At 72.5% G+C, this 12,487-nt stretch carries 14 protein-coding genes; 4 read left to right on the forward strand and 10 right to left on the reverse strand.

The features are described from left to right. Positions 1 to 21 precede the first annotated feature (21 nt). Together ACZ6R6_RS32980 and ACZ6R6_RS32985 are read right to left on the reverse strand one after the other, a co-directional pair. Positions 22 to 591, reverse strand: a complete 570-nt coding sequence (locus ACZ6R6_RS32980; RefSeq protein WP_470099984.1) for a TetR/AcrR family transcriptional regulator — start codon at positions 589 to 591, stop codon at positions 22 to 24. Positions 592 to 1,146: 555 nt separating this feature from the next. Then, on the reverse strand, positions 1,147 to 1,785 hold the full coding sequence (locus ACZ6R6_RS32985) for an NAD(P)-dependent oxidoreductase (RefSeq protein ID WP_470099986.1): 639 nt from the start codon (positions 1,783 to 1,785) through the stop codon (positions 1,147 to 1,149). A 105-nt stretch (positions 1,786 to 1,890) separates the two neighbouring features. On the opposite strand from ACZ6R6_RS32985, the gene ACZ6R6_RS32990 reads away from it, so the two are divergent. Both ACZ6R6_RS32990 and ACZ6R6_RS32995 read left to right on the forward strand, forming a co-directional pair. Continuing rightward, entirely contained in the window at positions 1,891 to 2,469 is a 579-nt protein-coding gene (locus ACZ6R6_RS32990; RefSeq protein ID WP_470099988.1) for a TetR/AcrR family transcriptional regulator, read from the forward strand. 263 nt (positions 2,470 to 2,732) lie between these two features. Further along, a complete protein-coding gene (locus ACZ6R6_RS32995; RefSeq protein WP_470099990.1) occupies positions 2,733 to 4,160 on the forward strand; it encodes an FG-GAP and VCBS repeat-containing protein in 1,428 nt (475 codons plus the stop codon). Here the strand turns inward: ACZ6R6_RS32995 and ACZ6R6_RS33000 are convergent. From ACZ6R6_RS33000 to ACZ6R6_RS33010, 3 genes are all read right to left on the reverse strand, one after another. Further along, complete coding sequence (locus tag ACZ6R6_RS33000) at positions 4,135 to 4,668, reverse strand: hypothetical protein (protein ID WP_470099992.1); 534 nt, start codon at positions 4,666 to 4,668, stop codon at positions 4,135 to 4,137. The genes ACZ6R6_RS32995 and ACZ6R6_RS33000 overlap by 26 nt on opposite strands. 54 nt (positions 4,669 to 4,722) lie before the next feature. Then, positions 4,723 to 6,273, reverse strand: coding sequence for an alkaline phosphatase D family protein (locus ACZ6R6_RS33005; protein WP_470099994.1), 1,551 nt, complete (start codon positions 6,271 to 6,273; stop codon positions 4,723 to 4,725). Between the two features lie 171 nt (positions 6,274 to 6,444). Then, positions 6,445 to 7,278: a hypothetical protein gene (locus tag ACZ6R6_RS33010; protein ID WP_470099996.1), complete on the reverse strand. Its 834-nt coding sequence runs from the start codon at positions 7,276 to 7,278 to the stop codon at positions 6,445 to 6,447. Positions 7,279 to 7,458: 180 nt separating this feature from the next. Here ACZ6R6_RS33010 and arfB point away from each other — a divergent pair, with 180 nt between their 5' ends. Together arfB and ACZ6R6_RS33020 are read left to right on the forward strand one after the other, a co-directional pair. Continuing rightward, complete coding sequence (gene arfB / locus ACZ6R6_RS33015; protein WP_470099998.1) at positions 7,459 to 7,878, forward strand: alternative ribosome rescue aminoacyl-tRNA hydrolase ArfB; 420 nt, start codon at positions 7,459 to 7,461, stop codon at positions 7,876 to 7,878. Between the two features lie 255 nt (positions 7,879 to 8,133). Next, the gene (locus tag ACZ6R6_RS33020) at positions 8,134 to 8,577 is read left to right on the forward strand and encodes an NUDIX hydrolase (protein WP_470100000.1); all 444 of its coding nucleotides are present in this window, start codon (positions 8,134 to 8,136) and stop codon (positions 8,575 to 8,577) included. 38 nt (positions 8,578 to 8,615) lie between these two features. Here the strand turns inward: ACZ6R6_RS33020 and ACZ6R6_RS33025 are convergent, their stop codons facing one another. The 5 genes from ACZ6R6_RS33025 to ACZ6R6_RS33045 form a co-directional block, all read right to left on the reverse strand. Then, positions 8,616 to 9,272: a neutral zinc metallopeptidase gene (locus tag ACZ6R6_RS33025; RefSeq protein WP_470100002.1), complete on the reverse strand. Its 657-nt coding sequence runs from the start codon at positions 9,270 to 9,272 to the stop codon at positions 8,616 to 8,618. Between the two features lie 231 nt (positions 9,273 to 9,503). After that, entirely contained in the window at positions 9,504 to 10,136 is a 633-nt protein-coding gene (locus ACZ6R6_RS33030) for a DsbA family protein (RefSeq protein ID WP_470100004.1), read from the reverse strand. A gap of 36 nt (positions 10,137 to 10,172) precedes the next feature. Further along, positions 10,173 to 10,964, reverse strand: coding sequence for an HAD-IIA family hydrolase (locus ACZ6R6_RS33035; protein WP_470100006.1), 792 nt, complete (start codon positions 10,962 to 10,964; stop codon positions 10,173 to 10,175). A gap of 132 nt (positions 10,965 to 11,096) precedes the next feature. Next, a complete protein-coding gene (locus ACZ6R6_RS33040; RefSeq protein WP_306858153.1) occupies positions 11,097 to 11,528 on the reverse strand; it encodes a nuclear transport factor 2 family protein in 432 nt (143 codons plus the stop codon). Positions 11,529 to 11,552: 24 nt separating this feature from the next. After that, positions 11,553 to 12,452: a TIGR03619 family F420-dependent LLM class oxidoreductase gene (locus ACZ6R6_RS33045; protein ID WP_470100008.1), complete on the reverse strand. Its 900-nt coding sequence runs from the start codon at positions 12,450 to 12,452 to the stop codon at positions 11,553 to 11,555. Between the last annotated feature and the right edge of the window lie 35 nt (positions 12,453 to 12,487).

The following is a 12,487-nucleotide window of genomic DNA, read 5'->3' on the forward strand; positions in this document are numbered from 1 at the left end:
CACGGTGCGGCCCGCCGCTGGTCAGGGTGTGGCCCGGTTCCGCAGCAGAGCGTCAAGGGAATCCAGGATCCAGGCCCAGGACTCCTGCGGGTCGACGTCGGTGTGGCTGAAGCCTCCGGCCGTCTCCAGGCTGACGTAGCCGTGGAAGACGCTGCCCAGCATCCGGACCGCGTGCGTCTGGTCCGGCTCCGTCAGGTCGTAGCCACGCAGGATCGCCCGCGTCATCTGTGCGTGCCGGACGCCGGCACTGGCGGCCGCCGTCTCGGGGTCGAGCCGGAGCCGGGCGGCGGCGTAGCGACCCGGGTGCTCCCGGGCGTAGTCGCGGTAGGCGTCCGCGAATGCGGCCAGGGCGTCCCTGCCGGCCCGCCCGGCCAGGGCGGCGGCCACCCGGTCGGCGAGTTCCTCCAGCGCGAACAGGGCGATCCTGGTCTTGAGGTCCTGGGAGTTCTTCAGGTGCGAGTACAGACTCGCGACCTTGACGTCGACCCGTCGCGCGAGCGCCGAGACGGTCACCTGGTCGAAGCCGACCTCGTCGGCCAGTTCCGCCCCTTCCCGGGCCAGGCGCTGCGGGGTCAGCCCTGCTCTAGCCATAACCTTCCTCCCATACGACGACATCCATTATGCATTTGCCTAAAAGCTTTAGGCAAATGAGCTTGGCGCTCAGGGAAGCCACCGGCCGAGCGAGAGATCCGCACCGTGACCGCGCACCGCAAGGGCGGAGCGGATCGCCCGTCAATCCCTCACGGCCTGGCCGAGCGGTCCTGGTGCGGGGTTCCAGGATCGGTCGGGGGCAAGCGTGAGGGACGGCGGGAGCGGGACGGTAGCGTCCAACAGGGACCAGTCTCCGTCGCGCCATGTCTCGAGGCTGCCGCCGAGCTTGTCGACGCGCTGCGCCATGGCGCGCAGCCCGGTAGGGCCTCAGCCGCGCCGGACGGCACCGGGACGCCCGCAATGTGCAGCGGATGCCGGCGGACCCGAGCAGGGATCAGGTAAGCCGACTTCCGTGGAGGTCCTGGGCTCGGAATCGGGGACGGTCCTGCCTTCCGGGAGCACGCGCCGTGCCGGGGAGAGAGCCCAGCTCAGTGCTCCCGAGAACAAGATCGAGCTGCCGGACGGCCGCTGGGGCCACGGCCAGGAGAAGGCCGGTCAGTATCCGACGCACACCACGGCCTTCACGGTGGCCGGATCGTCGAGGCGGTTCAGGATGCAGTCGGCCAGGTCGGCGCGGGAGAGGGTGAGGCCGCCGCGGACGTTGCGGTCGAGGGAGGTGCGGTAGCGGCCCGTGCGGGGGCCGTCGGTCAGCCGCGGCGGACGGACGATGGTCCAGTCGAGGCCGGTGGCGCGGATCTCCTCCTCCATGGCCCGCGTGTCGTCGAAGGAGTGCCGCAGGACCCGCTGCAGGACGGGCTTGACGAGCAGCCGGGTGGCCGGCCCGTCGCCGCCGTCGGTGAACGCGCCGCTGGCGCTGACCACGATCAGCCGCCGCGCCCCGGTGTCCGCCATGGCGCGCACGACGCCCCGGGCCCCGGCGGCGCAGACGTCGGTGGGGACCCGCCCGCCCGTGTGGCCGAGGGCCGACAGGATCGCGTCCCGGCCGGCGACGGCGGGGCCGATGGCCTCCGGGGAGCGCACGTCGGCGCGGAGCACGCTCAGCCGGGGGTGCTCGGCGAACGGCAGCCGCGACGACCGGCGTGCCACCGCGGTCACCTCGTGCCCGGCGTCGAGCGCCTGCCGGACCAGATGGACGCCCGTCCGGCCACTCGCTCCGAAGACCGTCAGCTTCATCGAATCGCTCCTGACCTCTGCCCGGGACGCCCGGGACGATAGGTGAGTGTCCACTCACCCCATATGGTTAGTGAGTACTTACCAACTGTCAAACCAGGAGAGACCGTGCAGAGCACCAGGGAGCGGATCGTCGACGCCGCCGCACAGGTCATGCGCGCCCAGGGGCTCGCCCGTGCCACCACCAAGGAGATCGCCAGAACCGCCGGCTGCTCCGAGGCGCTGCTGTACAAGCACTTCCGCGCGAAGGAGGACCTCTTCCTGGCCGTGCTGCAGGAGCGCGTGCCCGGCCGGCTCCCCCGCCTCCTGGCCACCCTGGCGGACGAGGCCGGACAGGGCACGGTCGAGGAGAACCTGGAGCGGGTCGCACACGCCGCGATCACCTTCTACCAGGACAGCTTCCCCATCGCCGCGTCGATCTTCTCCGAGCTGCGGCTGCTGGAGGGCTACCGCACGGCGATGCGCGAGCGGGGGGCCGGGCCGCAGACCGTCAACACCTGGCTGGCCGCGTATCTCCGTGCCGAGCAGGCCCTGGGCCGGGTCCGGCCGGACGCCGACCCGGAGGCGGTGGCCGCGCTGCTGCTCGGAGCCTGCCTGCAGCACGCCTTCCTCGGCCATTTCACCGACACCGGGACCGCCGACGACACCGCGGGCAGGCTCGCCCGCGCCCTCGCGGCCGGCCTGTGAGCGGCCGGGCTGCGCACCACTGGGCCGCGCACCGCTGAACTGCGCGGCGACCGGGCTGCGGCACCGCCGGGCCGCGCGCCGCTGAACTGCGCGGCGGCCGGACGCGCCCGGGAGGCGCCCACGCCGGCCGCGCGGACACCGGCCGCGCGGACACCGAGCGCGCTGCTCACCACGGGTCCCGGCATGTTCTCTACCCGTGCTGGTCATGTGGATTTCATATCCCTGTGGGCCGGATGTCCGGATCCCCGGAGACCATTCGGCATATGAGAGCCGCGCACCTCGCCTCCGCCGTCCTCGCCCCCGCGGTCCTCGCCGCCCTCCTCGTCCCCGCCTCCCCCGCCGCCGCCGGGACCTGCTCCGGCGTCCCCTCCGACTTCGACGGCGACGGCCGGGCCGACCTCGCGGTCGCCGCGCCGTACACCGCCGTCGGCGGGCACGCGCGCGCCGGGTCCGTCACCGTCCTGTACGGCACGCGCGCCGGGCGGCGGCTCACCCAGGACAGCCCCGGCGTGCCCGGCGAGGCGGAGACCGGGGACGCGTTCGGCTCGGCGCTGGCGGCCGGGGACTTCGACGGCGACCACTGCGCCGACCTGGCCGTGGGCGTCTCCGAGGAGGACCGCTCCCGGCCGGGCGCCGACGGCGACGGCGCCGTGCAGATCTTCCACGGCTCCCCGGCCGGGCTGCGTCCCGGCGAGATGATCGACTCCGGGGATCTGGGCCGCAGGCGCGGCCCAGACCGGTTCGGCGCCGCGCTGGCCGCCGGGGACCTGGACGGCGACGGGGACGACGAGCTGGCCGTCGGCGTGCCCGGCCTGGGCGGGGGCGGCGTCGGGGTGTACGGCCTCAAGGGTCGCCGGCCGCAGGTGATCGACCAGGACAGCGGCTGGGTCGGGCAGGACGCCAGGGCGACCGACCAGTTCGGGGCGGTGCTGGCGGCCGGGGACTTCGACGGCGACGGCCGGGCCGAGATCGCGGTGGGCGCGCCCGGCGACACGTTCCTGAAGCGGAACGGCCAGGGGTCGGTCACCGTGCTCGACGTCCGCCGCAGGAGGGCGGCCCTGCTCACCCAGGACAGCCCCGGGATCGCCGGCCTCGGCGAGGCGTGGGACGCCTTCGGCGCGGCGCTGGCCACCGGCGACTTCGACGCCGACGGCCATGACGACCTGGCGATCGGGGTTCCGGGTGAGGGCCTGACCGACGACCAGCGGGCGATGGACTACGGCGACGGCACCGTGGACGTGGTCTACGGCTCGCGTTCCGGGCTGCGGACCGCGACCTCCGAGGCCTGGTCGCAACGGTCCCTCAAGGGCGAGCCCCGCTACTTCGACCGGTTCGGCGCCGCGCTGGCCGCCGGGGACCTCAACGGCGACGGGGACGACGAGCTGGCCGTCGGCGTGCCCGGGGAGAACGCCGTCCAGGTGCTCGCCGGCGGCCGCTCCGGCGGCCTGAGCAGGGCGGGCAACGTGCTGGTCACCGGCCGGGGCGGCGACTTCGGCGCCGCCCTGGCCGCGGTCCCGGGCCGGGGTCTGGCCGTGGCCGCCCCGGGCGAGGGCAGGCTCACCCTGCTGCGGACGGCGGTGCGCAGGGGCGCGTACACGGGGGTGCGCCCGGCGGCGGCGGAGACCTTGGCCACCGCCGCCGGGGACTCGCTCTTCGGCTACGCGCTCACAGGACCCGCGACCTCGCCTTGATGCCGCCCCGGATGCGCTTCCTCAGCTCGCTGAGGCGGGCGTCCGGATCGTCGGTGACGACCGCGCCGAACTTGGCCGTGGCGGTGCCGCGGCGCGGGCCGACCCACGCGCGGATCGTGACGGTCGTCGAGTCGCCCTTGTCGAGGGAGGCGATCCGGCAGGCCACGGCCGGCCGGTCGACCGAGCACTTGACGCTGCGCGGCTTGCGGATCACCTTGATCGTGCGGAAATGGCTGGAGAAGGTCCCGACGAGCGCCACGTAATGCTGGCCGCGGGTCTTACGGTTGTGCACCTTGACGGTGTAGGTGAGGTATCCACCTCGGCGGACGTACTTGGGGAAGTAGACCTCGTAGCGGAAGGCGGCGGTCGCGGTGGCGGGGGCCGCCGCGGGGGCCACCATGGGGGCCGCGGCGGGGGCCGCGGCCGTGGCGGGGCTCTGCAGGAGGAGGGTGCCGCCCAGCGCGGCGGCGAGAGCCGCGGCGGTGAGCCTCGTGGGGAGGTGACTCATATGCCGCATCATCTAACAAATAGCCGGAAATTCCCCGCAGTCGGGTCCCGGCGGTCAGACCAAGGACGACTCCCCGGCCGGGACGGTGAACCGGGCGGCGGTCTTGGCCGGGGCGCCGCGGCGGCTGATGTAGTCCAGCGTGCGGAAGTCGGCCCGCAGCTCGTCGGAGGTCAGGCGGCAGACGATGTAGCCGCGCCGCTGGTCGAGATAGGAGATGTGGGGGTTCTCCGCCAGGGTCTCGGCGACCCGGCCCCTGTCCCGGTAGCCGTCGCCGTCGCTGGCGACCGACGAGGTGACGAGCTCCACCGCCACCCGGGGCGAGTCGGGGTCGTCGAAGTCCAGTCTGAGGTCGGCCGCGTGGTGCATGTGCGCGTCACCGGTGAGCACGACCGGGTTGGCCGCGCCGGAGTCGCGGAAGCCGGTCAGCAGCCGGGTGCGCTCGGCGGCGTAGCCGTCCCAGGAGTCCATGTTGACCTCGGTGCCCGGGCCGACCTTGGAGTCGCGCTGGGCCATCAGGACCTGTTGGCCGACCAGGTTCCACCGGGCGCCGGAGGCGGCCAGCCCGTCGAGCAGCCAGCGCCGCTGGTCCTCCCCCAGCAGGGTGCGCCCGGTGGCGAGCCGGTCGTCGCAGCCGGCCCTGAGCCCGTCCTCGCAGGCCTGGTCGTCGCGGAACTGCCGGGTGTCGAGCAGGTGGAAGCGGGCCAGCGGCCCCCAGTCCACCCGGCGGTGGATCCGCATCGAGGCCCCACCGGGCAGGCTCGCCCGGCGCAGCGGCATGTTCTCGTAGTAGGCCTGGAAGGCGTGGGCCCTGCGCCGGGCGAAGTCCGCGGCGCCGCTGCTGGAGACCCCGGCGGCCCAGTTGTTCTCGATCTCGTGGTCGTCGAAGGCGACCAGCCAGGGCGCGACCGCGTGCGCGGCCTGCAGGTCGGCGTCGCTCTTGTACTGCGCGTGCCGCATCCGGTAGTCGGCCAGCGTGGCGCACTTGCCCTCGGTGTGCCGGCGGACGCTCCCGCCGAGCGCGGTGTACCCCCGGGGCGCGTACTCGTACATGTAGTCACCCAGGTGCACGACCAGGTCGGGGTCCTGCTCGGCCAGCCGCCGGTAGGCCGTGTAGTAGCCGTGCTCGTAGTGGGCGCAGGCGGCTATCGCCAGGGTGAGCGGGGACAGGACCGCCGGGGCGGTGCGGGTGCGGCCGGCCGGCGACAGGTGGCCGCCGGCGCGGAAGCGGTAGAAGTACTCCCGCCCGGGCTCCAGCCCGTCCAGCTCGACGTGGACGCTGTGCGCCCGCTCCCACCGCGCGGTCTCGGTGCCGGCCCGGACCACCTCGGCGAACCGCTCGTCGGCGGCGAGCTGCCATTCGACGTCCACGTCCCGGGCGGGCATCCCGCCCCGCCCGCCAGGGCCCAGCGGGTCGAGGGCGAGCCTGGTCCACAGTACGAGCCCCTCCCGCGACGGGTCGCCGGAGGCGATCCCGAGGGTGAAGGGGTCGCCGCCCAGGGCTCTGGAGGCCGCGGCCGGGGCGAGACCCGCCCCGGTGAGCAACAGGCCGCCCGCACCCGCGGCGGCGACGGACAGGAACACTCTGCGTGACGGCTTCTGCTCCACACCGCCAGTGCAACGCCCCCACCTGTCGCCGCCGTGGCCTGCGCGTCAAGGCGGGGTGAACAGCCGTTGCACAGGCGAGCCCCTGCCCGCGGCCGTCAACGCCGCCCGACCGGCGGGCGACACCGGGGCGAAGAGCTCTCCTCGCGTCGGCGACCTCCCGGCGGGGCCGGGTCAGCCCAGGTACGGCCTCAGGTGGTCGTTGAGCGCGCCGCAGCCCAGATATTTCTCCACGGTGTGGAAGTCGAGCCAGTCCAGGTCGACCAGGGCCTCCTGGTCGACCCCGGTGAAGCAGGACCGCAGGCCCGGCGGGATCGCCGCGATGTCGTCCTTGTCGGCGATGTTGATCCAGCGCCTGACCTGCCGGGGCCGTGCCCCCCAGCCGTTGACCGGGGCGGGCAGCAGGCGCTCGAAGATCACGTTGCGCATGCCGAGCGGGCTGCCGAGGGTGATCAGCAGCTCCACCTCCAGATCGGGGTTGTCCCAGAGCGTCTCGTAGGTCACCACGCTGCCGAGCGAGTGCGCGATCACCACCTTCGGTCGGTTGCGCCTGATCACCTCCGCCACGGCCGCACGCGAGCGCGACCGGGCCTCGCCTCCGGCGGTCATGTAGGCGGCCACCTCGGGACAGAAGAACTTGGCGAACTCGGCGGCGTCGCCCTGCAGGCGGTCCAGCAGCCAGCCGGTCATCCGGTGCAGCGCGCCGGTCAGCCCCTCCCCCACCGAGTCGAGCTGCCTGGCCCAGGCGACGAAGACCTCCTGGGCGCCGGCGTCCATGCTCTGCACGGCGCGGGGGGAGTCGTCCTTGTGCTCGCCCAGCAGGTGGGCGTAGTAGGCGATCTCGGTGATGTAGCGCTCCTGGGCGTAGGGCCTGCCGCCGGTCAGGCCCTTGTGCAGGTAGCGGTCCCACTTGCCGCGCACCGCGGCGGCGGCGCCGCCGATCGAGTTTCCCGCGTCGCGGTAGTAGTGGTATTTGCCTATCCCGTGCACACCAACGATCTTGTCCACGCGCCCCCGCCTCCTGTCCGCCGTGCTCCACGACTGCCCCGAGTCACTGTGACGGAAGGAGCCGGACGCCACAAGACCACTCCCATTGGCACGCCCTGAATGGGGCATAAATCGCTTGATATATGGGTTTGCCGTCCAGTTATTCTGAACGCACGCCCCCAGGAGAAGGAGTCACCCGCCATGCCCGGTCCGCTTCAGATCAGCGGTTCGGTCTCCGTCCCCGAGGCCGAGCTCCACTGGCGGTTCTCCCGCTCCTCGGGCCCCGGCGGGCAGGGGGTCAACACCACCGACAGCCGGGTGGAGCTCGGCTTCGACCTCGGCGCGACCGAGGCGTTCGGCCCGGCCCTCAAGGCCCGCGCCCTCGAACGCCTCGGTCCCCGCCTGGTGAACGGCGTCATCACCATCGCCGCCTCGGAGTTCCGTTCTCAGCTGCGCAACCGTGAGGCCGCCGAGACGCGCCTGGTCCGGCTGCTGCGCGAGGCGATCGCTCCGCCGCCCAAGAAGCGCCGGCCGACCAAGCCCAGCAGGGGCGCCGTCGAGCGGCGGATCACCGCCAAGAAACAGCGCTCCGACCTCAAGCGTCTGCGCCGCGACATCTGAAGGGCCGCGGCATCCGAAGGGAGTCCGCTGCCGGAGAGGTGCCTGCTCGGACGCGCGCGGCAGGTGACCGCACCCCGCGGCGCCGGATGAACTGAAAGGTGTTCCACCTCGACGACCGGAGAACGCGCCGGCTCGCGCCCGATACCTGTGACGGATCACCGGCAGACACCGGATCTGCCATCCGACATCGCCATACCGGTCGGGCAGATGGCGGACGGCCGACGGACCGTCAGGGCGTGATGACACAATGATCGGATGCCTCTCGTCCCCAGCGTCCGCGCCGTCCTGCTCGACGACGACCGGCTGGTGCTGTTCCGGCGCACGGTCCCCGGCGAGGAGCTCTACTGGTCGATCCCCGGAGGCCACGTCGAGCCCGAGGACGCCTCCCTGGAGGACACCCTCCACCGCGAGGTCATGGAGGAGCTCGGCGCCACCGTCTCCGGCGTCACCCCGCTGACCACGCTGGAGTGCGTCCGCGCGGGGGGCGTCAAGACCCAGCACGTCTACGGCTGCCGCCTGGTCTCCATGGATCCGGCCCTGCGCTGCGGCCCCGAGTTCGCCGATCCGGCCCGCGGTCTCTACGAGGTGGTACGGCTACCGCTCGACCCGGCCGAGATCACCGCCATCAACCTGGTCCCCCGGGAGCTCGGCGCCTACCTGACCGGCCACATCAGCCGGCTGCCCGAGCTGATCTCCTAGCGCCCCGCCCGGCCGCACCGGTCCGCCGGACGGCGGCCTCAGCGGGGCAGGCAGCCGGGCACGCCGTAGCGCGCGCCCCGCTTGAAGGCGGACATCCGCTGGGCGGCGGTCCCGTGATCGCTGATGTCGGTCCACGGCGTCTCGTCGCCCAGCCTCCGGTGCGCCGCGGCGATCTCCTCCAGGTCCCCCCGCTCGAACCGCAGGATCCCGTCGTCGGCCGCGCCGTACAGGACGGCTCCCGCCAGGCAGTCCGCCTGCAGCTCGTAGGTGCGCAGGACCAGGTCGTCGTGGAGGCGCCGCTGTATGGCGTGCCCCCACTCGTGGGCGATGACCAGATACACCCATGCGTCCCCGGAACGGTAGCCGTCCTCCATGAGGTCGACGTCCCATGCGATGTAGTCGCCGTTGCGGCAGTACCAGGCGTTGTCGTAGTCGAGCCGCTTCGCGCCACAGAAAGGCGGTTTCCTCCCGCCCCGCTGGTAACCGCCGAAAACGGCCGGAGAGGAGTATCTCCCGGTGAACAACCGCGGCCAGTGGGCCGTCCAGTATCGGTTGACCACGTAAAGAGCCGCGGAGATGTCGTCGTCCATGTCGTCCGCCTGCCGCGCGGACGCGGATGCGGCTCCGCCGCCCGCGCCGACGGCGATCAGGGATGCCAGGGCGAGCACCAGCCAGACCGCTCTCCATCGCCGCACGCTCACGACCGCCTCTCGTCGGCCCCGATCCTGCCTAGACGGTAAACGCGGATTTATCGCCATGGAAGAGAGAATCGTGATCCATAACGAGATCTCACGGAACGCGGTTAAATTAACGCCTTATGCGGCATAAATCACTTTCATCCCGGAAACACATTCATCCCGGGCGCTCCCCTTGCCGCACGCCATTGTTCGCGGCCGCGATTCGCCGGAAAGCGCGCCGGCCGGGGCTCAGCCGTGGCGGTCCTGCATCTCCCACAGGTGGTCGATGACATGCCAGGCGATCCGGCGGGCGGCGTAGCGGGCGGGCCAGCCGCCGGAGACCACGGGGGCGCCGTCGGAGGGCCTGGCCAGCACCTCGGCGAGCTCCGCGCGCATGGCCGCCAGACCCGAGGCGTCATGGAAGGGCCGGTGCCGCACCCCGACCTTGCGGGCGTAGGCGCGCTCGGCCTCGACCACGTGGGCGACCATCTTGTCCCGGTCGCGGCCACCGCCGCGCGGCCCCTTCCTCAGCTCCTCCGGCGAGCCGGCCGCAGCCTCCTCGAACAGCTCCCACGCCGCCCTGACCAGCGCGACGGTACGCGCCGCCTCGGCGGCCCCCACCGGCTCCGCGTCCAGGCCGGCGACCGCCTCGATCGCCCCGAAGTCGGTGGTCGAGCCTCCCCGGACCCGCTCCACGACCACCGGGTCACCGGGCTCGAACGTCAGCCCGGCCCGCTCGGCGATCACCCGGTAGCGCGGCGCGTAGCCCGCCAGCGCCTCCAGCGCCAGCTCCTCCGACCTGCCGATGCGGCACCATCCCGGCCACTCGACCGAGCAGGCGAAGACCTTCTTCGGGCCGATCTCCAGATAAACGTCCGTCATGCCCCACATCGTCGCAGCGGTGACTGACACCTCATGTCAGGTATCACCGTCGATCAGGCCGATCAGGTCGGCGACCGAGTCGACCACCCGGGACGGGCGGAACGGGTAGCGGTCGATCTGCCCCTTGGTCATGACACCGCTGAGCACCAGGATCGTGTGCAGCCCCGCCTCCATCCCGGAGACGATGTCGGTGTCCATCCGGTCACCGATCATGGCGGTGCTCTCGCTGTGGCCGTCGATGGCCCGCAGCGCGCTGCGCATCATCATCGGGTTGGGCTTGCCCACGAAGTAGGGCTCCACGCCGGTCGCCTTGGTGATCATCGCCGCGACCGCGCCGCAGGCGGGCAGCGAGCCCTCGTTGGACGGGCCGACCGGGTCGGGGTTGGTGGCGATGAACCGGGCGCCGCCCTCGATCAGCCGGATCGCCCGGGTGATCTGGGTGAAGCTGTAGGTGCGGGTCTCGCCGAGCACCACGTAGTCGGGGTCGATGTCGGTGAGGACGTAGCCCACCTCGTGCAGCGCGGTGGTCAGCCCCGCCTCGCCGATCACGTAGGCGGAGCCGCCGGGGCGCTGGCCGTCCAGGAACTTCGCCGTGGCCAGCGCCGACGTCCAGATCGCCTCCGACGGGATCTCCAGACCGGCCGCGCGCAGCCGTACGGCCAGATCGCGCGGGGTGTAGATGGAGTTGTTGGTCAGCACCAGGAACCGCCTGCCGGACTCACGCAGGCGGCGGATGAACTCCTCGGCCCCTGGCACCGGGTGTCCCTCGTGGACGAGGACCCCGTCCATGTCCGACAACCAGCACTCGATCGGCTTGCGCTCGTCCACCGTTCCCCCGCGTTCCAGGCCAACAGGTACGGAACAAGGATGACAGGTCCGGAGCGGGCGGTATGTCATCAGGCCCACGCGGAAGCCCCGGAACGGACCGGCCGCCGGGCGGCCGCCGGCCGGTCCGGGTGCCTACTGGATGGTGCGCCAGCCCTGCTCCTCGACCAGTTCCCTGCTGCGCCAGCCGTAGGGCGTGCGGATCATGCGGTGGTGGTACCACCCCCCGCCGTGGATGAGCCCGGGGGCGCCGGCGGCGACCATGTCCCTGGACGGGGCGAGCGTGTCGGTGAAGGAGGCCGTGACCACGGCCTCGTCCCCCTCGAACCTGACGGTCGTCGCCCCGATCAGGTGCTGGCGGCCCGGCCACTGCGGCAGCACCTCGGCCAGCCAGCGCCGGGCCTCCTCCCGGGTGCCCCGGATGCCGCCGGCCGCCGTGTAGTCGATCACCGCGTCCGCGGTGAACACCAGGTCGAGCCGGTCCCAGTCTCCGGTGTCGATGGCGTAGGCGTATTTGGCGAGCAGGTCGCCGATCTCCAGCCGGTCCGCGATCTCCTGTTCCCTCATGCCCTTATCCAACCAAACGCTTGGTCATGGCGCGAGGGCCTCCAGCGCGGCTTCCGCCTTGCGCATCGACTCCTCCGGGTCGGCGTCCGGCGAGCCGATCTCCGGATCGAAGTTGAGGTCGTGGAAGACGTCGGTGACGCCCCTGGCCTCCAGGGCGGCCACGTCCTGCCGGATCTCCTCGAACGAGCCGGTCAGCGGGGCGCGGCCGGCGGCTCCGGAGGGACGGACCCGGGTGACTCCGCGGGTGACGAAGCGCAGCGCATCCGGATCCCGTCCGGCGGCCCGGGCCGCTTCCTTTACTATGTAGATTTTTTCGTCGACGCGGTCGAGGTCCTCGCGGCTCGAACTGATCCAGCCGTCCGCCAGGCGCCCCGCGCGGCGCAGCGCCACCTCCGCGCTCCCGCCCAGCAGGATCGGCGGCTGCGTGAGCGGCTTGGGGTCCTGGTGGACGGGCGGCAGTTCGTAGAACTCCCCCTTGTGCTCCACGACCTCCTCCGACCACAGCCGCCGCAGCACGTGGACGAACTCCTCCCCGCGCCGCCCGCGCCGCTCGAAGGGCACCCCCGAGGCTGTGAACTCCTCCGGCAGCCAGCCCAGCCCGAGCCCGACGTCCAGCCGGCCGCCGGAGACCGCCTGCAGGCTGGCCAGCTGCTTGGCCAGCAGCACCGGCGAGGCGAACGGCATGTTGAGCACCGCCACGCCGAGCCGGACCCGGCCGGTCACCCCCGCCAGGTAGGAGAGCGTGACCACCGGGTCGTGCACGCTGCGGTAGACCGGACCCATCGGGTGCCCCTGCGGGTAGAGCAGGCGCTGGAAGGTCCACACCTCGTGGTAGCCGAGCTCCTCGGCCCGGCGTGCGACCCGCACCATGTTGGCGGGCGTCGCCCAGGATCCCGACACCGGCACCGCGAATCCGATCCTCATGCCATGCACCTTATGCGCCCGCACGGCACGTCGTG

The organism is Streptosporangium sp. NPDC048886, from assembly GCF_055586905.1.

Coding starts and splice junctions, on each gene's coding strand:
- ACZ6R6_RS32980 (WP_470099984.1), bottom strand. CDS start 591: ATGGCTAGAGCAGGGCTGACCCCGCAGCGCCTGGCCCGGGAAGGGGCG.
- ACZ6R6_RS32985 (WP_470099986.1), bottom strand. CDS start 1,785: ATGAAGCTGACGGTCTTCGGAGCGAGTGGCCGGACGGGCGTCCATCTG.
- ACZ6R6_RS32995 (WP_470099990.1), top strand. CDS start 2,733: ATGAGAGCCGCGCACCTCGCCTCCGCCGTCCTCGCCCCCGCGGTCCTC.
- ACZ6R6_RS33000 (WP_470099992.1), bottom strand. CDS start 4,668: ATGAGTCACCTCCCCACGAGGCTCACCGCCGCGGCTCTCGCCGCCGCG.
- arfB (WP_470099998.1), top strand. CDS start 7,459: ATGCCCGGTCCGCTTCAGATCAGCGGTTCGGTCTCCGTCCCCGAGGCC.
- ACZ6R6_RS33020 (WP_470100000.1), top strand. CDS start 8,134: ATGCCTCTCGTCCCCAGCGTCCGCGCCGTCCTGCTCGACGACGACCGG.
- ACZ6R6_RS33030 (WP_470100004.1), bottom strand. CDS start 10,136: ATGACGGACGTTTATCTGGAGATCGGCCCGAAGAAGGTCTTCGCCTGC.
- ACZ6R6_RS33040 (WP_306858153.1), bottom strand. CDS start 11,528: ATGAGGGAACAGGAGATCGCGGACCGGCTGGAGATCGGCGACCTGCTC.
- ACZ6R6_RS33045 (WP_470100008.1), bottom strand. CDS start 12,452: ATGAGGATCGGATTCGCGGTGCCGGTGTCGGGATCCTGGGCGACGCCC.